This window comes from Shewanella sp. GD04112 (assembly GCF_029835735.1).
Lineage (GTDB): Bacteria > Pseudomonadota > Gammaproteobacteria > Enterobacterales > Shewanellaceae > Shewanella.
The window spans coordinates 2,355,077-2,374,862 of sequence record NZ_JAOEAL010000001.1 but is presented as its reverse complement, the minus strand read 5'-3'; the positions used below and the strand labels follow the sequence as shown (position 1 = coordinate 2,374,862).

Below are 19,786 nucleotides of genomic sequence, written 5' to 3'. Positions count from 1 at the left end.
ACGTATTGACGCCTTATAGATTTCGGCCAAGCATCCTGGCTAGATGTCTTTCATGATCTGCACCAGTCCTGGTGGGATTTTCCACTGGCGGTTATCATCGCTGACCACCATCACTGATTTCTTGTTGATTTTGATAACCACGCCGAACACTTGGCCTTCTTTGGCCTTGAAGTGGACTTTTTGGCCTAAACGTAGCTGGCTTAGAACATTGATGTCGTTTTGCAAACGTAAGTAGTCTATCCGCTTGCAGATTAGCTCGTTCAGGTCATGTAATTCGTCTAAGGTTAGGTCTTCTATGCGCATATCGCCTCCGTCTGGAGGCTATTCTACCGAAGTGGCGGGTAAAGCAAAGAGGTCTGAACGCAGTGGATTATCGGCGAACTGGGTTTTCCAATACCGTGGCGTCAGTTCATGTACCAGGCTGGCAGGGTGTTGGCTGATACGTAGCAGTACATCGGTCAGATAATCGTTTACATTGATATCATGCAATCGACAAGTGACTATCAGGCTTTGGATAACGCCAACATGCTCAGCACCGATTTCTGTCCAACAGAACAACCAATTTTTTCTCCCCATGGGTATGGGCCTGAGCGCCCGCTCCAGATGGTTTGTATCCAGCGGCACATCGGGGTCTTCTAAGAAGACACGCAGTGCCATTTCTTTGCTTTGTACATAGCCAATCGCTTTGTAGAGGGGGTCTTTTGGCAGCAGCGTCAGGTTATGCAGGGTGTCATCACACCACGTAAAGAAGCGGTCAACCACCGGTTTACTGTGCGCAAGCCGGTATTGGCGTTTTTTGTCATCCGTGAGCTTTTGGTTTCGGATAGTCTCTTCTATCTCATACAGCTTGGCGATTAGGCTTATCGCTTCTTTGGCCGGTTGTGGCCAGCTGTTTTCGGCTGCAATAAATTGCCGGCGACTGTGCACCCAGCACTGGGCATGGGTTAAGCCCTCATTCGCTTTTATATAACTGGCATAGGCGCTGTAGCCATCGCTTAATAAAGTCCCTTTAAAGCGATGTTTTAATATCTCTTCTATATGTTGCCGCCCGCGGCTGGTGGAGAAGGTAAAAACAATTTCATCCTTATCACCATACACCGTGAGCTTACGGCAGCGTAGCTCAACTTATTTCAATTAACCTGATTTAATCATTGTAACTAAATCAACCCGGTCACAATGATGCCAGATAAACTCCTTAACACCCTCGCTAACTTTGAACAGTGGCGAAGCAATAAACCTTCTCGAGGTAGTGCAATCCCTGAAAATTTGCGCCAGCAAGCGATCGCCCTTTTACCGCATTATTCAAAAACAACCATTGTTAAAAAGTTGCGTATTAGTCATGAGCAATTCAATACTTGGCTTACCGCCAACTCATCAAGTGATGTATCCAATCACTTTATTTCACTACCCAATGCAACGCCGATAACCGAGTCGCTTTCTATCTCCCTGAAGTTCAACAATGGCAATTCTTTAGCCGTATCTGGCGAAGTCAGCGAAACACGGTTTGCTCAGTTAATTGAGGCCATAAAATCATGATCCATTTAACCCGTCATAGCGACATTTTGATTGCTACCCAGCCCGCTGATTTTCGTCAAGGCATTGATGGGTTAGCTACGCTGTGTAAACAACGCCTTCATTGTGAGCCTCGCTCTGGTACCTTGTTTGTTTTTATTAATCGTAACAAAACCATGGTGCGCGCACTCGCTTATGAAAATAACGGTTTTTGGTTGATGACAAAGCGTTTATCTAAGGGCAAGTTCTCTGGCTGGCCAACCATTAATAGTGCCATGACGTCCGTGGACGCCAAACATTTACGGCAATTGCTCAGCGGGAATTACCACCCATTATAAATAACCGCTTGATTTCATTTTAAATGGGATCATACTCCATCCTCTTTTTTATTCCCGCAGGCAAAAGGCTTATTGTGGCAAAACCTTTTAACGATATCGATGCACAATCTCTCGATGATTTAATCAAGCGAGTGATTGAAGCCAAAGAAAATAATCTTGCGCTTAGCGCTGATGATTATCAGTTATTGCTTGATGCGTTACTGACATTAACAACAACACAAAACAAGCTAGCTGACCACGGTATCACCGTGCATAAATTACGTAAGTTACTTGGGATTGAAAAATCATCAGAAAAACAAAGCGACCTGTGTAAAGCACAGAAAAAAACCAGCAAGAAAAGTAAAAAACCAAAAACACAGGATGAAGACTTTACACAGGTCAAACCGGTTATCATCAAACATGCGTTAAACGAAGTAAATAAAGGGGATAGCTGCCCAGAATGTTTGAAAGGTAAGGCCTATAAAGTCGAGCCTGGCAGTTTGTTGCGCATTACAGGGCAAACGCCTTTTACCCCAGAGCAACATATTATGGAGCGCTTGCGTTGCAATGCGTGTGGTGCCTATTTCACGGCAAACCTGCCCGATGAAGTATTACATGACGGTAATAGTCATCAAAAATATGGTTACTCTGCGCGTGCGTTAATGGCGATTTATAAATACTTTGCAGGGCTACCTTTTTATCGTCAAGGCAACATCCAAAAGCTATTGGGCGTCAACATCACTGCGTCGACGGTGTTTGACCAAGTAGAGCTTGTCTGTGATGCGATTTATCCTGTTTACCAGCACTTGTTTGAGTTGGCTGGCGATGCTAAGCACTATTACTTAGATGACACCACCCACCGTATTCTTGACGCCAAGCCAGTTGAAAAGAAAGTACGTAATAGCGAGAAAACACGCTTGCGCTCAGGTGTTTATACATCAGGAGTGATTGCCAGCTTAAAAACGGGCCATGATATTGTGTTATTTGAAACCAATATTGGGCACGCAGGTGAGTTTATCGACCGCATACTCTACAAACGACAAGTCACTGTCGCACCGATATTAATGAGTGATGCGCTCGCCAGTAATCAGCCAAGTACTTGCGAGGTTGAAACATCACTTTGTAATAGCCATGCAAGGCGCCAGTTTGTCGATGTCATTAATCATTTCCCCGAAGAGGTTGAAAATATACTCACACTCTATGGTGAAGTTTGGCGCAATGAACAGACAACCATTGAACGTGAACTCACCGCACGCGAGCGACTTGAGTACCATCAGCAACATTCATTACCCATACTTGAAGCGATTAAAAGTTGGGGTGAAAAGCACTTTACTAATGAAAGCATTGAAGAAAATAGCGGTCTAGGCAAAGCTATCCGTTATTTTTTAAAACACTATGACGGGCTGAGTTTATTTTGCCATCACGAAGGGGTAAAAATAGATAATAACCGCATAGAATCGATGTTAAAAATAGTGGTGCGAGATAGAAAAAATGCGATGTTTCGTAAAAGCTTACTCGGTGCGAACATTGGCGATGTTATCACGTCGATGATAGCAACAGGCAATGAAGCAGGCATCAATGTATTTGATTACTTTACGCGACTGCAACGAGATGCGGATGATGCAAAAAAGCATCCTGAAAAATACCTACCTTGGAATTATCTCGACCAATACCAATAATAAACCGCTCATAATCAAGCAATGCTTGGGCCAGTGGCCTAAGTATTGCCGTGCCTGAAATTTAAGAAACCAGATTTTTTGCTTTATTACTTATGTCACGCCATGCTGCCGTAAGCTCACCATACACCGGCCAGAAGTAACTTTGCTTCATTTTGCCCGGGCCCGCTTTGCCTGCTTTAATCGGCGTCTCGTCCATTGCCAGCACCTGGCTTTGTAAGATGCTGGTCAGCATCGCATCCACAATCGGATAGAGTAAATCAATACCGCGTGCCACGATGGTGCCCAGTGTGCTGCGGCTTAAAGTAATGCCCGCTGCGGCTAAGCGCTGGTGTTGGCGATACAGCGGCAAGTGGTATTGGAATTTATCCACCAACATGCCGACGATAAAACTCACATCCGCCACGCTTTTATCCAGCACATTAAACGGCGCTGCGCTTGGCAGGATAGTGTCGCTGCCTTTGTGTTTAACGATTTGCCGGTCATAACGCAGCACGTCGAAGCTCTCTGGGCGCTGTGCTAAGCGGAAGGTGCTTTTTACGCCAATCACTTCATACTGGTCGGCATCTTCCCCTTTTAACTCGTCTGGTATCAGCGTAATCACTTTCACCGGTACGTTATCGTTAAATCGCAAACCACTGTCATTAACGCAATCATCCGGGCGCTGTTTGCCTTTTCTGCGGGTGTAGGTGGTATATTCGGTTTCACCTTCGGGTTGGGTCAGCGGTGGCACCATATCGCCCAGTAAGCTTAACTGCATACCCAATTCCAAGGCGCGCTTTTCTGACTTCTGACCAAACAGCTGCTTCTCAAACCAGGCTAAGCGTTGCTGAATGCCTGCGAAGGTTTCGCGCAATGACGCATGCTCAGTTTCCAGCTTGCCGTACTTTTCTGACCAGGCCTGATTCTCTGCAGAAGCCTGTTGCAACAAACTCTGCAGGCGCGCGATTTCACTGGTCAAATTAACCCGTGTCTCGGCGTCCGTTGCCACGTTGGATGAGGATGAAGGCTTGATTTTCATAGCGTCAATTATACAGACTTATCAAGCGATTGACTGCCCATAGCGCTTCGCTTGTTTCTGGCGAAGTACGGTAATTCCGTCAACGATCATTTGCAGGGTGCAACCGGTGAGTGATTGGATCCCACTCGGATGCGGTTTCACCGGAAACTGGCCTTGCTCGAGGCGCTTAGCCCAGACACAATAGCCTGAGCTTTCGAAGTACAACACCTTCATCTGGGTTTTGCGGGCATTGATAAACACAAAGTACTGGCCGCTTTGTGGATTATGGCAAAGTTTATTGCGCACCAGGGCACTTAAACCGTTAAAGGATTTACGCATATCCACGGGTGTGGTGCACAGCCAGATTTTTTGGTTGGCAGCAGGGATAAACATTATTGCTGGTTAAGCGTGAGTTCAACGCCATTACCCAGTGACAAGACGATATGCCAGCGAGCGTTACCGTGATGTGCAAGCGCGGATAAATCGATAAACTGTGTATCCTGGCGAACAGGCGCTTGTTCAGTTTGCTCAGCCAAGCGTTGCCGCCATTTATAAAATGACATGGTGCTCAGTTGATGGGTTTGGCAAAACTCAGTGATGCTCAGCTCTGATGTGTGCCATAAGTCGATTAATTGCTGCCATTGTGCCGCGTTGCGGTAAGCTCGCTTTGCCATATCACTCTCCTGTTATGATGAGTGCACAGCTTATCGCGCGATCTTAAGTGGGAATAGGACGTCCTAAAATGGACGCTTACGGGTGTTAGTCAAGTTCACCATAATATAGTCATTTTTTAATGCTTCAGTTGCGGTTTACCTGGATTCGCCTATAATAATTTACTGCACCAACCGGTCGGTATTTTTGTGGCTACGGCGGCTTCGATCCGGCCTCGGCACGGGAGCTTATCCTTGAATAAAAAATCTCAACTGACTAACAGTCAAATCATTCAGGCCGCGCTTAGTGTTGCTGCTGAAAATGGCGCCGGTAAAGTGACGCTGGATGCGGTTGCCAAAGTCGCTGGTGTCAGTAAAGGTGGTTTGATTTACCATTTTCCCAGTAAAGAAGCGTTAATCAGCGCCATGGTGCAGCATTTGTTAGATGAGACAGAGTGCCAGCGGACGCAACAAGAGCGCACGGAAAGTTCGACCTTGGCAGCGGTATTGCAAACCCGCGCCCACTTTACCCGGCAGATTGCCGGTAATACCGCGATGGCGATTCTGGCCGCGGCCGCAGAGCAGCCAGCTTTGTTACAGCCGGTGCAGCAACACAATAAGGATGTAATGCAGCAAATTCAGGCTGAACATGGTAATTCACTGCAGGCAACCTTGCTGTTACTGGCCAGTGAAGCCCTGATTTATCACGATTTATTGAATTTATCCCCTTTTACCGCAGCAGAGCGCAGCGCGCTGGAACAACAATTAGTGCAACAGGCACGGGAGCTACAAGTATGAAGATGGCATTTAAATCACCCTGCTGGGTTTTGAGTTTCGTGATTGGTTTAAGCGCCTGCTCAGAAGCACCGCCACCGGCCGCAGTGGCGGTACCGACAGTGAAGCTCTATACCGTGAATGGCGAAGAGCAGGCCAATAGCCGGCATTTTGTCGGCCGTATAGATGCGGTGAGTACTGTTGATTTAGCCTTTCAGGTTGGCGGCCGGGTCACTGAATTACCGGTGCAGCAGGGGCAGGTCGTGCCTGCCGGAGAACTGCTGGCCGCTTTAGATCCCGCAGACTACCAATTAGCCGTGGACCAGGCGGAAGTGCAGCTGGCGCAGGCCAGTCGAGATCTGGAACGTGGCAAGCCGTTGCGTGAACAGGGAGTTTTAACCCCGTCTGCCTTTGATCAGCTGCAAACCAATTTTGAAATTGCCCGGGTTGCGTTGGAAAATGCCCGCCGTAATCTGGACTACACCCAACTTAAAGCGCCCTTTGATGCGCTGGTTACCCGCCGGCTGGTAGAACGTTTTGCCACTGTTGCTGCCGGTACGCCATTGTTACGAGTGCAAAATATTTCCGAATTGCGTGTACATATTAACGTGCCGGAACAGATTATGCGCCAGGTCAGGGATACCAGTGACTATCTGGTTTCAGTGCGGTTATCCGAGGCGGCAACCGAGCGTTATCCGCTGGCATACCGGGAACATGCTACCGAAGTCGACCCGTTAACCCAAACCTATCAGGTGTCTTTTGCGATGCCGCGTTTACCGGAAGTTAATTTATTACCAGGTATGACGGTTAATGTGGTGACTGAGCGGGTAGCAACCGACAGCGCCGTGTTGATTCCGGTATCCGCGCTGGATACCACCACACCGGAACAATTTTATGTCTGGCGCTATCAGCCCGAAACCCAAACTGTGCAGCGCATTGCCGTACAGGTTGGCACGGTGCGTGAGCAACAGATTGAAGTGCTCAGTGGCCTGAACCGGGGCGAGCAGGTGGTTTCTGCCGGGATTTATCAGTTACAGCCCGGGCAGCAGGTGCAGCCCTTTGTGGCCTACTAAGGAGCCTTCTGATGCGGATTGCCAGTTATGCAATTGAAAAGCAGGTTAATACCTGGCTGTTTATTATGCTGTGCTTTTTGGGCGGACTTTGGGCATTGGTCAGTATTGGCCGCTTAGAAGATCCGGCCTTTACCCTGAAAGAGGCGATTATTGTCACCTATTATCCGGGCGCAACGGCATTGGAAGTGGAAGAGGAAGTGACGGAATTGCTGGAATCCGCTATTCAGCAATTATCACAATTAAAGCGTATTACCTCCAAGTCGATGCCGGGTAAATCGGAAATCCGGGTGCAAATTCAGGATAAGTATGACGGCAGTCAGATGCCACAGATTTGGGATGAGCTCAGGCGTAAGGTTAATGATGCCAGTATTCGCCTGCCCACCGGCGTAATGAAGCCGATCGTCAATGATGATTTCGGTGATGTATTTGGTATTTTTTATGCCGTGACAACTGACGGTTTTTCCGATCGCGAAGTACGCGAGCTGGCTACTTTTTTACGCCGTGAGATGCTGACGGTGCCTGGGGTGGCAAAAGTCCAGACCGCCGGCGAACCGGAAGAGCAAATCAGCGTAGAAATTTCGCATGAGCGTTTGCTCGGGATCGGTCTGCCTTTGCAGTTAGTGGTCAATACTCTGCAAACCGAAAATGCAGTAGCACAAGCCGGCTCGGTGCAGGTGGGTGACAAAAGGATTCGCCTGAACAGCAAACCCGGCCTGGATTCAATTGAGGCAATTGAAAATTTACGGATTGGAAAACCGGGCTCAACCGAGCAACTAAGCATTTTTGATGTTGCAACAGTGCGCCGGGATGAAGTTGAAGTGCCATCGCAAATCATTCGCTTTAATGGCAAACCGGCCTTTACGCTGGCGATTTCCGGTCTGACCGATGCCAATATTGTCGATGTAGGTAAAGCGGTTGATCAGCATCTGGCGAAACTGGCAGAGCGTATCCCGCTTGGCGTAACCCTGCATCCGATCTATCAGCAACATGTCGTGGTGGATAACGCCATTAACGACTTTATTGTTAACCTGATCTTGTCCGTGGTCATTGTTATTGCGGTGCTGTGTCTGACCATGGGGTGGCGGGTTGGTTTAGTCGTTGGCGGTACTTTGTTACTTACCGTCTTGGGTACCGTATTCTTTATGAAACTGGCCAATATCGAGATGGAGCGGATTTCGCTTGGCGCGCTGATTATTGCCATGGGCATGTTGGTTGATAACGCCATCGTGGTCGCAGAAACCATGCTGATTAATATGCAGCGTGGCCAGAGTTCACGGCAGGCGGCGGATGAAGCGGCCAGTCGTACCCAGATCCCGCTGTTAGGCGCGACCGTGATTGGCATTATGGCCTTTGCTGGTATTGGCCTGTCGCCGAATAGTACCGGTGAGTTCTTGTTTTCGCTGTTTGCCGTCATCGCGATTTCATTGCTGTTAAGTTGGGTGCTGGCGATTAGTGTCACCCCTTTGCTGGCGCATTATTTGTTTAAAGTCGATGCCAATAGTGCCGCTGCCGATCCCTATGCTGCCGGTTTTTATCAGCGTTATGTCAGGGTATTGCGCTTTGCCTTGCGCCAACGTGCGCTAACTCTGGGCGGTTTGGCGCTGCTAACGCTAATTAGTGTTATCGGTTTCGGGCAAGTAAAGCAGGCATTTTTCCCGGCGTCGAACACGCCAATTTTCTACTTGAATTACTTCTTGCCCCAGGGCTCAGATATTCGCGCTACCTCGCGTGATCTGGCAGAAATTGAAGCCTTTGTAATGGCGCAACCCGAAGTCGAATCAGTCAGTAGTTTCGTTGGCTCGGGTGCCAGTCGCTTTATGTTGACTTACGCACCGGAGCAGCCGAATGCCGCCTATGGCCAATTGATTATCCGTACCGCACACCGTGACCAGATCCCACCGCTGATGCAGCGGCTGCGCACTGAACTGCCGCCGCGCTTACCGCAGGCTGAGATCTACACCCAGCAACTGATGTTTGGGCCGGGCAGTGGCGCTAAGCTGCAAGCCAGGGTATCTGGCCCGGATGAGCGCATCTTACGGCAGCTCGGCCAGCAAATTACTGAATTAATGCGTCAAGAGCCGGCTATCACCGATTTACGGCATAACTGGCGGCAACGGGAGCTGGTGATCGTACCGGACTTTAACCAAGAGCGGGCGCGGGTTGCCGGCATTAACCGCACTGATTTGGCGCAAACACTGGAGTTTGCCAGCACCGGGTTGCGCAGTGGTGTCTACCGCGAACATGATAAGCAAATTCCCATCGTGGTGCGGCCGCCAGCACCCGAGCGGTTTGATATTGACCGGCTGCAGGATCGGATGATTTGGAGTGCTAACGATAATACCTATATTCCGATTACGCAGGTGATTAATGGGCTGCAAACCCAAACTGAAGAAACGATAATTCAGCGCCGCGACCGGTTAAGAACCCTTACCGTTGAAGCTGAACCGGCCTGGGGTTACACGGCCGATCAGGCCCTAAAATTGGTTCGCCCGAAAATTGAGGCGCTGCCATTACCCGCTGGTTATCAACTGAGTTGGGGCGGTGAATATGAAAACTCCGCAGAAGCCCAGCAATCGCTGGCCGCGCAATTACCCTTAAGTTTTATCGTGATGCTGGTGATCAGTATTTTACTGTTTGGTGCGCTGAAGCAGCCGCTGGTGATTTGGTTAATAGTGCCGATGTCTATCTGTGGCGTGACCGCCGGTTTACTGGCCACCGGATTGCCTTTTGGCTTTACGGCCTTACTCGGCTTCCTCAGTTTGTCAGGCATGCTGATGAAGAACGCCATCGTACTGGTAGACGAAATTGATCTGCAAATTCAGCAAAACAGCGATAAGGTTCAGGCGATAGTGCAGGCCAGTGTCAGCCGGATCCGGCCGGTATTACTGGCAGCCTTGACCACGATTCTGGGGATGTTGCCGCTGATTTGGGATGCGTTTTTCAATAGTATGGCAGTAACGATAATGGCCGGCCTAGCCTTTGCCTCGGTATTAACCCTGGTCGCGGTGCCGGTACTGTATGCCATGCTGTTTCGGATAAAACCCGCCTGAGCTGGTTAAAACAGGGCCGGTTTTGCCGGCCCGGTGGCTACTTGGCGCAGCGAATACAAAGCTCAGTAAAGGGGATAGTGGTAAGACGTGCCAATTTAATGGCCTCGCCACACTGGGCACATTTATCGTAAGTGCCGAGTTCCATTCGGCCAAGCGCTCTGTTGATTTGTGCCAGCTCTTGCCGATCTTTTTGTTCGATAGCGCTTAATACTTCATCATTCTCGCGTTCGGTTGCCTGTTCGGCAAAGTCAGCACTGCGACCTTGCGCAAAGTCGCGCTCAATGGCAGCGACCTGGCGCTCCAATTCTAATTTTCGGGCTAGCAGGCGACTTTTAAATTCCTGAAATGGCATTTGCGGCGTAAGCGTCCATTTTAGGACGTATTGACGCCTTATAGATTTCGGCCAAGCATCCTGGCTAGATGTCTTTCATGATCTGCACCAGACCTGGTGGGATTTTCCACTGGCGGTTATCATCGCTGACCACCATCACTGATTTCTTGTTGATTTTGATAACCACGCCGAACACTTGGCCTTCTTTGGCCTTGAAGTGGACTTTTTGGCCTAAACGTAGCTGGCTTAGAACATTGATGTCGTTTTGCAAACGTAAGTAGTCTATCCGCTTGCAGATTAGCTCGTTCAGGTCATGTAATTCGTCTAAGGTTAGGTCTTCTATGCGCATATCGCCTCCGTCTGGAGGCTATTCTACCGAAGTGGCGGGTAAAGCAAAGAGGTCTGAACGCAGTGGATTATCGGCGAACTGGGTTTTCCAATACCGTGGCGTCAGTTCATGTACCAGGCTGGCAGGGTGTTGGCTGATACGTAGCAGTACATCGGTCAGATAATCGTTTACATTGATATCATGCAATCGACAAGTGACTATCAGGCTTTGGATAACGCCAACATGCTCTGCACCGATTTCTGTCCAACAGAACAACCAATTTTTTCTCCCCATGGGTATGGGCCGAAGCGCCCGCTCCAGATGGTTTGTATCCAGCGGCACATCGGGGTCTTCTAAGAAGACACGCAGTGCCATTTCTTTGCTTTGTACATAGCCAATCGCTTTGTAGAGGGGGTCTTTTGGCAGCAGCGTCAGGTTATGCAAGGTGTCATCACACCACGTAAAGAAGCGGTCAACCACCGGTTTGCTGTGGGTAAGCCGGTATTGGCGCTTTTTATCATCGGTCAGTTTTTGGCGTTGGATAGTCTCTTCTATCTCATACAGCTTGGCGATTAGGCTTATCGCTTCTTTGGCCGGTTGTGGCCAGCTGTTTTCGGCTGCAATAAATTGCCGGCGACTGTGCACCCAGCACTGGGCATGGGTTAAGCCCTCATTCGCTTTGATATAACTGGCATAGGCGCTGTAGCCATCGCTTAATAAAGTCCCTTTAAAGCGATGTTTTAATATCTCTTCTATATGTTGCCGCCCGCGGCTGGTGGAGAAGGTAAAAACAATTTCATCCTTATCACCATACACCGGCCAGAAGTAACTTTGCTTCATTTTGCCCGGGCCCGCTTTGCCTGCTTTAATCGGCGTCTCGTCCATTGCCAGCACCTGGCTTTGTAAGATGCTGGTCAGCATCGCATCCACAATCGGATAGAGTAAATCAATACCGCGTGCCACGATGGTGCCCAGTGTGCTGCGGCTTAAAGTAATGCCCGCTGCGGCTAAGCGCTGGTGTTGGCGATACAGCGGCAAGTGGTATTGGAATTTATCCACCAACATGCCGACGATAAAACTCACATCCGCCACGCTTTTATCCAGCACATTAAACGGCGCTGCGCTTGGCAGGATAGTGTCGCTGCCTTTGTGTTTAACGATTTGCCGGTCATAACGCAGCACGTCGAAGCTCTCTGGGCGCTGTGCTAAGCGGAAGGTGCTTTTTACGCCAATCACTTCATACTGGTCGGCATCTTCCCCTTTTAACTCGTCTGGTATCAGCGTAATCACTTTCACCGGTACGTTATCGTTAAATCGCAAACCACTGTCATTAACGCAATCATCCGGGCGCTGTTTGCCTTTTCTGCGGGTGTAGGTGGTATATTCGGTTTCACCTTCGGGTTGGGCCAGTGCTGGCACCATATCGCCCAGTAAGCTTAACTGCATACCCAATTCCAAGGCGCGCTTTTCTGACTTCTGACCAAACAACTGCTTCTCAAACCAGGCTAAGCGCTGCTTAATGCCCGCGAAGGACTGTGTCATTTTGGCATACTGCGCTTGCAGCTCATCCCAGTTTTGCTCAAGTACACTGTGTTTTTGTGATAAGGCAGCATGCTTTTGTGCCAATTCAGCATGGGCTTGCGCTAAGGTGTCTTTTTGCTGTAGCGCTTCAACCAAAGCTTGCAGGCGCGCGATTTCACTGGTTAAATTAACCCGTGTATCGGCATCAGTTGCCACGTTTGATGAGGATGAAGGCTTGATTTTCATGATGCCAATTATACAGGCTTATCAAGCGCTTGACTGCCCATAGCGCTTCGCTTGTTTCTGGCGAAGTACGGTAATTCCGTCAACGATCATTTGCAGGGTGCAACCGGTGAGCGATTGGATCCCACTCGGATGCGGTTTCACCGGAAACTGGCCTTGCTCGAGGCGCTTAGCCCAGACACAATAGCCTGAGCTTTCGAAGTACAACACCTTCATCTGGGTTTTGCGGGCATTGATAAACACAAAGTACTGGCCGCTTTGTGGATTATGGCAAAGTTTATTGCGCACCAGGGCACTTAAACCGTTAAAGGATTTACGCATATCCACGGGTGTGGTGCACAGCCAGATTTTTTGGTTGGCAGCAGGGATAAACATTATTGCTGGTTAAGCGTGAGTTCAACGCCATTACCCAGTGACAAGACGATATGCCAGCGGGTGTTACCGTGATGTGCAAGCGCGGATAAATCGATAAACGGTGTATCCTGGTGCACAGGCGCTTGTTCAGTTTGCTCAGCCAAGCGTTGCCGCCATTTATAAAATGACATGGTACTGAGTTGATGGGTTTGACAAAATTCAGTGATGCTCAGCTCTGATGTGTGCCATAAGTCGATTAATTGCTGCCACTGTGCAGCATTGCGGTAAGCTCGCTTTGCCATATCACTCTCCTGTTATGATGAGTGCACAGCTTATCGCGCGATCTTAAGTGGGAATAGGACGTCCTAAAATGGACGCTTACGCCCCAAAAAAGAAAACGGCCCAAAGCAAGGACCGTTCGTATCAATAAAACTCGCTACCCTGTTCGCTCTAAACACCTTAAGTGATAGGTGTTAGCTCATACAGCGGCTTTAAGCGTTTCACATCCCGCTCGGCCTTATCGAGAATAGCCTGCTGTGACGAAAGTTTGGCCTTTAAACGATTCACCACCGCCACATAGGGTTTATTATCAATCTGATACAGCAGTTCACCCGCTTTGACTGCACTACCTTCTACAAAACGCTTCTCCTCCACAAAGCCATCGACCCGCGCCCGAACTTCCACATCTAAGGAAGCTTGGGTCACGCCAATATAATTGCCATAGAGCGGCACGGTTGCCGTGGTGACTTTTTCCACCACCACCATTTTGGGGGAGATTTTAATTTCAGGATCTTGGCAGCCACTCACAGAGAGACAGAGCAAAAGACCACTCAGATAAAGGGGAAATGAGCCTAAGCGTGGAACAAAAAAACGAGCTGTAACAGATGGTTGAGGCATATGCGAATCCCGCACTCTAAAGACAGTGGAACCACTCGCATGGGCAAAGTGGTTTTAACAATTTTAGTCGGTTCTAGGTAACATCCTGTGACCAATGCAAATTCAGTGTAAGGCAAACAGCATAAAATTGAAATTTTAAAATCAATAAGTTCAATGATTTGTGATGGGAATGCGAAAGCGAGGATTTACAGCGGATGAGGCAAGTAAAATCACTCCCCAAAAGTGTCAGTGTACTCTTGGGGGATTAAAAACTAACTAGCGTTAAACACTGGTTGGCGTTGCGGCGCAGTAAGCCGCTTCGAAGGCGTCGGTAAAATCGCTGATGGGTAGAATTTCCTCGCGGCAGCGGCGATTGCGCCCGAGCAATGAGGACTCAACAAACAGATCGAACCAAGCCGTTAGTGCCTTTCCATTGGCCTCCTCGCCCATTGCCGCCAACGCCAGTGAGGCAACTTCTGCCGTACCTAGTTGAAAGTCATGACTGCCCTTACGTAAGGCATAGGTGGCTAAGGTATCTGGGTCAAAAGATAGCATAGGCAAACCCTGCAGATAGATACTCTTGCGAAACATCTTAATCGCTTCACGCCAACTGCCATCGAGCATAATCAGCAAAGGTCGTTTACCCTCGGCAAGACTGGCCATGGGCACCTCAGTCAATACGGTTTGCCCTTGGTCGGCATATTGCGCCGGAAAGACTAAAAAGGGTTGATAGTCGCTTGAAGCCAATAGCGCCAACAACTCAGGGGCGGGTTCGGTGCGCGACCAGAGAAAGGCATAGGTATCAGGGATAAGATCGGCAATTAAGCGACCGCTGTTGGTGGGCTTTAAGACCTCATCGTTATACATCAGCAGCAGAAAACTAGCATGAGTGGTCAACTGTTTACGCAGTGAACAGGTACAAAATTGCTCACCTAATAAGCATAAATGACAGCGGATCAGTTTTTTACCGCGGGCGCCAAAGGGCTTAGTCGATATGGATTTACGGTATTCATATAAGCGATGTACAGCGTGGGGAGCTAGAGCCATGGCAGCCAATTCTCAGTCTATTTCGGTCAAACTTGTTTTTAAAGGCGCGACTCAGTATACGCCATTTATGCGTGTACTTACGTGCGGTGGCGCAGTGTATCCTTTGGCCATGAAAGGCGCAATTAGCCTAGTGTAAAAGTGGCATTTCCCTTAAATTTTCCTTTGTGTATTTCACGACCCTACAAAACAAAAAAACCATTAAATCAGATCAAAAACTCAGCATTTTGATATGGGCATCAACCTCTTGTTCACCCTTTACTAAAATATTGCCGTTAATCCTGTCACCCAAGCGAAATTAAATGGCGAGTCGAGCCTAAATCGTGCTAAACCTTTCATCATTATCGAGTTTCAAACGGCGCAGATTGTTAATCCGTGCCGTTCAATCATGCCATCATCGCGAAAGGAATTGTATGCCAGAGTCTCTTCAGCCAGCCGTAAAAACAGCGAGGTTTTTACGCTTATCGAACCCATTCCCCCTTTTAGGTTTAGTCCTGATTACGGCGGCGCCATTAGTGGCCAATGCTGCACCACAGGTTCAAACAAAAGCCATGCAATCCCTTGTCGATTCCGCGATCAATCCCTTAATGAAGGAATATGGGATCCCTGGGGCTATTGTTGGGATCAGTATGAATGGTCAACAGTATTTCTTCCCCTATGGTGTTAGCTCAAAAACCACTGGGCAAGATGTCAGCGTGAATACCCTGTTCGAGATTGGTTCTATCAGTAAAACCTTTACCGCGACACTCGCAAACTATGCTCAAGTCGAAGGTAAACTCACTTTGACTGATAAAGTAAGCCAATACCTGCCCGAATTAAGGGGCAGTGCCTTTGACCAGATAAATCTTATCAATCTCGCGACCCATACCGCGGGCGATTTGCCCATGCAAGTGCCTGATAAAGTGACCAACAATGCAGAATTGATGCGTTATTTTAAAGAATGGCAACCCGCCTATGCCGCGGGAACACACCGAAATTATGCCAACCCCAGCATTGGATTACTCGGCCTAATTGCAGCTAAACAGTTAGGGCAAAGCTTTCCAAACGCAATGGAGCAAACCCTATTTCCACAACTGGGTATGACTCACAGCTATCTTCAAGTGCCAAGCAACAAGCTGGCCGATTACGCCCAAGGATATAACAAGCAAGATCAGCCTGTACGCCTGAATCCCGGTGTGTTAGCCGACGAGGCTTACGGGATAAAAACCTCGGCCGTGGATTTGCTGCGTTTTGTTGAAACCAATATGCAGCAACATCCTCTTTCTCCCGCATTGCAACAGGCTATCGATGCAACTCACGTTGGCTACTTTGATGTCGGCATGATGACCCAAGAGATGATTTGGGAGCATTATCCCTATCCTATAGCCCTCGATAAGCTGCTTACGGGACATACCCAAGAAGTGGTGTTTGGCAGTGTGCCAGTGAAAGCAATCGAGCCGCCGCAAGCACCACAGCCTGATTTATGGATAAATAAGACAGGTTCAACCGGCGGTTTTGCCGCCTATGTGGCTTATATTCCCGCGAAGAAACTTGGCATGGTGTTACTAAGCAATAAAAATTATCCCGTTCCGCCTCGGGTGACTGTTGGCTACCAGATATTAACGGGCTTAACAGCACTGCCAGCGAAATGATCCCTTAGCAACCCTCATTCGATGGAAGGCAGATTCTGCTTTCCATCTTTTTAATTGTTAACTCGCATACTGCTTTACGTCTCTATCTCTGTACTAATCTGAACGATAACTCTTTTATCCGCATCGGATCATATAAAAAATCTTGTTAATAAATAACTTGTGTTGATTAATCTAAGCTGCCGCCATTTATCAAAATCAATACCCAATTAACAAGTTACTCACCAAGTGTAAGCTTAGTTTGACAATGATAATTCGATAGAAAAACTTATGAATAAGATTAAAAAATATTTCAGTAAATCAATATGATTGCCACTTGAACTGAAATGTTTTGGGCGTAAGATGCGCGCCATCGTTCAACTCTGCTTTTTAATGGAATTATGATGTCAGACGACACACCGTCTTTAATCTCACAAAAAGCGCCGACACCCGCCGCAGGCTGCGCAACTCAGTTACTCTTTATGCTGGTATTTATGGTGGCCTGTGGGCAAATGGCACAAACTATTTTTGTCCCCGCACTCCCCCTTATCGCCCAAGGCTTAACTGTGGATGCCAGTAAATTGCAGGCGGTTATGGCCTGCTATCTGCTCGCCTACGGCTTATGTCAATTTATCTATGGCCCGTTATCCGACCGCGTTGGGCGTAAAATGCCGCTGCTCATTGGCATTGGGATTTTTATCCTTGGCGCGTTGATGGCGGCAGAGGCTACAAGTTTTAGCCAATTGATTTTCGCAAGCCTGCTACAGGGGCTAGGTACCGCGAGTGCTGGCGCCCTGTGCCGCAGTATTCCAAGGGATCATTACTTCGGCGATAACTTAGTTAGATTTAACAGTTATGTGTCCATGGCCGTGGTGTTCTTGCCCTTGGTCGCGCCCTTCTTAGGCAGCTTTGCCTCCGCTTACTGGGGGTGGCAAGCCGTATACTGGGTGCTGTTTGGATTCGGCGCCTTGGTTTGGCTACTGCTCTGCTTTGGCTTTAAGGAATCCTTACCCAAGGATAAGCGAGAGCAACAACCCATTTTGGCTTCCTATCGCCATGTTCTGCGCCACCGCAGTTTTAGGGCCTATTTGCTTTCGCTTATCGCGACATTTGCTGGCATTGCCGCCTTCGAAGCCATTGCAGGCGTACTCTATGGCCAATATTTGCAGCTCTCGCCGTTTATGGTGAGCTGTTATTTTGTCGCGCCCATCCCTGGATACTTACTCGGTGCCCTGATTGCGGGTAGACAAAAACAGGCACAGCGTACGGTGTTGCAAGGGGTTGCACTCTTGGGCGCAGGCGCCTTGTTTATGTTGATCCCAGGTATATTTCAACTGGTCGTGGGCTGGAGTTTATTGATAGGCTCGATTCTGTTCTTCAGTGGCGCTGGCATGTTATTTCCGACATTAACCTCGGCGGCGCTAGAGCCGTTCCCACGCCAGGCTGGCATTGCGGGCGCCCTACTCGGTGGCCTACAAAACTTCGGTGCGGGGCTTGCCGCCTTAACCATGTCGCTCGTGCCAATGGGCGGCCAGTTAAGTATTGGTTTGCTGAGCGCGCTGATGGTGCTGTTAGTGATTGTTGCCTTGCATTATGCAAGGGATCAAAACGATACCCATCACACCCTGTTGCCGCAAAATCCATAGTTGGCAAAACACCCAATAAAAAAGCCCACATTGGTGGGCTTTTTTATTGCTTCGATTAGAGAATGCGTCTGAGCAGGAAGTCTGCCTTTAGCCTTCTAATGCGAGTCATAATCTTCTTCACCGGCGCGGGATAGCTCTGTAAGGTATCCACTTGGCTGTAATGATAAAGTCTTTGCGTGTGTTCGAGGATATGGCTTTGCTCGGCCTCAAATTGTGCCTTCCAGCTGCCGCTTTCATCGTGTATGAGTAAACCATTCTCTAAATCCAGCGCCCATGCTCTTGGGTTTAAGTTTGAGCCCGTGATCAAATGCTTACGACCATCGGCGCTGATCCCCTTGAGGTGATAGCTATTGATGCCATGTTTCCACAGATGAATATTAAGCTGACCATTATCGATTGCCCATTGCTGACGCTTAGCAAATTTACGCAGCGATTGCTCATACAGATACGGCAATGCCCCTATGGTAGAGAAATCCTGCTCGGGCGGAATGTAAAAGTCATTCGCCGTTTTATCCCCTACCACTATGTCGATTCGTTTGCCTTTGCGGAGGTGCTTAGCCAAGGCACGCACCAGAATATAGGGAGGATTAAAATAAGGCGTGCAAATAAACAGTCTATCTTTTGACTCTTCCACCATGGCAATCACGGCTTTATTCAGCAGGTTATGTTTGCGGCCTAATCCCAGTAAAGGGGTGACACGGTTGCCACTGCGGGTCGCGTTAAACTCGTACTGTGCCTGTGATAACCTGAGTTTAAAGCTGCGCACATCGGTTTTGGGTGGCAAGACTTCTTGCTGCGCATCTTGAGTGAGCGAGGCAACGGCAGGATCGGCAATAATGTAGCGCTGGATCATAGTGCGCATACTGCGCGCTAACTCGGCCGACTCAATTACATGGTAACGGTCAAAACGGTATTTATCGTTTTGCTGCAGATAAATGTTATTCAGGCTGGCACCGCTGTAAATCACCGCATCATCAATCACAAAGCCCTTAAGGTGCAGCACGCCCATAAACTCACGGGATTTGACCGGCACGCCCATAATGTCGATAGGATGCTCTGCCTCGGCCATGACCTTGCGGTACATCAGATAGTTACCGCTGTCGCCCTTGTGACCAATCAAGCCACGTCTAGCACGGTGAAAATCGACCAAAATCTTGATATCTAACGCGGGGTTATTCGCCTTAGCCGTCATCAAGGCCTGTAAAATTTCGCGCCCAGCCTCATCGTCTTCAAGATAGAGTGCGGCGATATAAATGCTGTCCTTGGCATTTTCGATACGGCTAAGCAATTCTGCCTTAAATCGGCATGGCGTAAGCAACCACGTTAAAGCCTCGGGTTGAACGGCTATTCCACCAAGCTTATCTAGCAAGGCATCCTCCTTTAAACATGCTGACCACCCCGATAGGAAGCGCTTGGGGTCAGTGACAAAAACATCACAGCAATTTGGGTTAATTCTGGATAGGCTTCTGTCACTGCCAGCCTGATCGTTTGTTCTACTTTAAGATGGATATCAGGGTCGACCGGAAACCAAAGCAATTCGATTTGGACAAAGCGTTGATCAATTCTGCCATTACGGTAGCTGATGCTTGGGATCCAATCTAATGTAAAACTCTCTGCATTACCTTTACATATAGCCGCCAAAGACTGCAGTAATGTTTGGCTAAGCTCTGCAACAACTGCCTGTGGCAAGCCGCGCATACTAATATGAGGCATGGTTTTAGTGGTTACCTGAGATCCTAAAATCGTAAGGGGTAGAAATTACCGACTTCACTGCAACTCGGCAA

20 protein-coding genes and 3 pseudogenes are annotated in these 19,786 nt (G+C 48.6%); 9 read left to right on the top strand and 14 right to left on the bottom strand.

Features of this window, described 5'->3' with window-relative positions; all coding sequences use genetic code 11:
- Positions 1-39 precede the first annotated feature (39 nt).
- Positions 40-303, bottom strand: coding sequence for a transposase (locus N7386_RS10555; RefSeq protein ID WP_014610306.1), 264 nt, complete (start codon positions 301-303; stop codon positions 40-42).
- Between the two features lie 18 nt (positions 304-321).
- Positions 322-1,098 (bottom strand): annotated as a pseudogene (locus tag N7386_RS10550) (IS66-like element ISSpu21 family transposase); the annotation flags it as partial.
- A gap of 81 nt (positions 1,099-1,179) precedes the next feature.
- Here N7386_RS10550 and N7386_RS10545 point away from each other — a divergent pair.
- The 3 genes from N7386_RS10545 to N7386_RS10535 all read left to right on the top strand — a co-directional run bounded on the left by N7386_RS10545 (position 1,180) and on the right by N7386_RS10535 (position 3,508).
- Entirely contained in the window at positions 1,180-1,536 is a 357-nt protein-coding gene (locus N7386_RS10545) for a hypothetical protein (protein WP_140374535.1), read from the top strand.
- Positions 1,533-1,850 carry an IS66 family insertion sequence element accessory protein TnpB gene (gene tnpB / locus N7386_RS10540; RefSeq protein WP_086904928.1) on the top strand — a complete coding sequence of 106 codons (318 nt, stop codon included), beginning with the start codon at positions 1,533-1,535 and terminating at the stop codon, positions 1,848-1,850. The genes N7386_RS10545 and tnpB (N7386_RS10540) overlap by 4 nt, the downstream gene beginning before the upstream one ends.
- Before the next feature lie 131 nt (positions 1,851-1,981).
- Positions 1,982-3,508, top strand: coding sequence for an IS66 family transposase (locus N7386_RS10535; protein WP_279768420.1), 1,527 nt, complete (start codon positions 1,982-1,984; stop codon positions 3,506-3,508).
- A gap of 115 nt (positions 3,509-3,623) precedes the next feature.
- Here the strand turns inward: N7386_RS10535 and N7386_RS10530 are convergent.
- The 3 genes and pseudogenes from N7386_RS10530 to N7386_RS10520 all read right to left on the bottom strand — a co-directional run.
- Positions 3,624-4,526: pseudogene (locus tag N7386_RS10530) on the bottom strand (IS66-like element ISSpu21 family transposase); the annotation flags it as partial.
- Positions 4,527-4,547: 21 nt separating this feature from the next.
- Positions 4,548-4,898 (bottom strand): IS66 family insertion sequence element accessory protein TnpB, encoded by a 351-nt coding sequence (tnpB, locus tag N7386_RS10525; RefSeq protein ID WP_014610304.1) that lies wholly within the window; start codon positions 4,896-4,898, stop codon positions 4,548-4,550.
- Positions 4,898-5,179 (bottom strand): hypothetical protein, encoded by a 282-nt coding sequence (locus N7386_RS10520; protein ID WP_086904956.1) that lies wholly within the window; start codon positions 5,177-5,179, stop codon positions 4,898-4,900. The genes tnpB (N7386_RS10525) and N7386_RS10520 overlap by 1 nt, the downstream gene beginning before the upstream one ends.
- Positions 5,180-5,410: 231 nt before the next feature.
- Between N7386_RS10520 and N7386_RS10515 the strand changes: the two genes are divergently transcribed.
- Genes N7386_RS10515 through N7386_RS10505 form a run of 3 tightly spaced genes read left to right on the top strand, consistent with a single transcriptional unit; the run spans position 5,411 to position 10,052 of the window.
- Positions 5,411-5,953, top strand: a complete 543-nt coding sequence (locus N7386_RS10515) for a TetR/AcrR family transcriptional regulator (protein ID WP_279768411.1) — start codon at positions 5,411-5,413, stop codon at positions 5,951-5,953.
- A 2-nt stretch (positions 5,954-5,955) separates the two neighbouring features.
- Positions 5,956-7,002: an efflux RND transporter periplasmic adaptor subunit gene (locus N7386_RS10510; RefSeq protein ID WP_279768409.1), complete on the top strand. Its 1,047-nt coding sequence runs from the start codon at positions 5,956-5,958 to the stop codon at positions 7,000-7,002.
- 11 nt (positions 7,003-7,013) lie between these two features.
- A complete protein-coding gene (locus N7386_RS10505) occupies positions 7,014-10,052 on the top strand; it encodes an efflux RND transporter permease subunit (RefSeq protein ID WP_086904892.1) in 3,039 nt (1,012 codons plus the stop codon).
- 37 nt (positions 10,053-10,089) lie between these two features.
- On the opposite strand, the gene N7386_RS10500 is transcribed toward N7386_RS10505, so the two are convergent.
- From N7386_RS10500 to N7386_RS10470, 7 genes and pseudogenes are all read right to left on the bottom strand, one after another.
- Positions 10,090-10,404 carry a TraR/DksA family transcriptional regulator gene (locus N7386_RS10500; protein WP_086904891.1) on the bottom strand — a complete coding sequence of 105 codons (315 nt, stop codon included), beginning with the start codon at positions 10,402-10,404 and terminating at the stop codon, positions 10,090-10,092.
- Between the two features lie 64 nt (positions 10,405-10,468).
- Entirely contained in the window at positions 10,469-10,732 is a 264-nt protein-coding gene (locus tag N7386_RS10495) for a transposase (RefSeq protein ID WP_014610306.1), read from the bottom strand.
- Between the two features lie 18 nt (positions 10,733-10,750).
- Positions 10,751-12,478 carry an IS66 family transposase gene (locus N7386_RS10490; RefSeq protein WP_216832058.1) on the bottom strand — a complete coding sequence of 576 codons (1,728 nt, stop codon included), beginning with the start codon at positions 12,476-12,478 and terminating at the stop codon, positions 10,751-10,753.
- A gap of 21 nt (positions 12,479-12,499) precedes the next feature.
- Positions 12,500-12,850: an IS66 family insertion sequence element accessory protein TnpB gene (gene tnpB, locus N7386_RS10485; protein WP_216832057.1), complete on the bottom strand. Its 351-nt coding sequence runs from the start codon at positions 12,848-12,850 to the stop codon at positions 12,500-12,502.
- Entirely contained in the window at positions 12,850-13,131 is a 282-nt protein-coding gene (locus tag N7386_RS10480) for an IS66 family insertion sequence element accessory protein TnpB (RefSeq protein WP_216832056.1), read from the bottom strand. The genes tnpB (N7386_RS10485) and N7386_RS10480 overlap by 1 nt, the downstream gene beginning before the upstream one ends.
- Positions 13,132-13,306: 175 nt before the next feature.
- A pseudogene (locus N7386_RS10475) lies at positions 13,307-13,726 on the bottom strand (biotin/lipoyl-binding protein); the annotation flags it as partial.
- Positions 13,727-13,987: 261 nt separating this feature from the next.
- Complete coding sequence (locus N7386_RS10470) at positions 13,988-14,752, bottom strand: DTW domain-containing protein (RefSeq protein WP_279768396.1); 765 nt, start codon at positions 14,750-14,752, stop codon at positions 13,988-13,990.
- Between N7386_RS10470 and N7386_RS10465 the strand changes: the two genes are divergently transcribed.
- The 3 genes from N7386_RS10465 to emrD all read left to right on the top strand — a co-directional run bounded on the left by N7386_RS10465 (position 14,751) and on the right by emrD (position 18,002).
- On the top strand, positions 14,751-14,888 hold the full coding sequence (locus N7386_RS10465; protein ID WP_279768394.1) for a hypothetical protein: 138 nt from the start codon (positions 14,751-14,753) through the stop codon (positions 14,886-14,888). The genes N7386_RS10470 and N7386_RS10465 overlap by 2 nt on opposite strands.
- A 274-nt stretch (positions 14,889-15,162) precedes the next feature.
- Positions 15,163-16,380: a class C beta-lactamase gene (ampC, locus tag N7386_RS10460; protein ID WP_279768392.1), complete on the top strand. Its 1,218-nt coding sequence runs from the start codon at positions 15,163-15,165 to the stop codon at positions 16,378-16,380.
- Between the two features lie 377 nt (positions 16,381-16,757).
- Complete coding sequence (emrD, locus tag N7386_RS10455) at positions 16,758-18,002, top strand: multidrug efflux MFS transporter EmrD (RefSeq protein ID WP_279768390.1); 1,245 nt, start codon at positions 16,758-16,760, stop codon at positions 18,000-18,002.
- 55 nt (positions 18,003-18,057) lie between these two features.
- Here emrD and pssA read toward each other — a convergent pair whose 3' ends face one another.
- On the bottom strand, positions 18,058-19,371 hold the full coding sequence (pssA, locus tag N7386_RS10450; protein WP_220055490.1) for a CDP-diacylglycerol--serine O-phosphatidyltransferase: 1,314 nt from the start codon (positions 19,369-19,371) through the stop codon (positions 18,058-18,060).
- A gap of 11 nt (positions 19,372-19,382) precedes the next feature.
- Positions 19,383-19,715, bottom strand: coding sequence for a DUF1904 family protein (locus N7386_RS10445; protein WP_011622704.1), 333 nt, complete (start codon positions 19,713-19,715; stop codon positions 19,383-19,385).
- Positions 19,716-19,786: the final 71 nt, after the last annotated feature.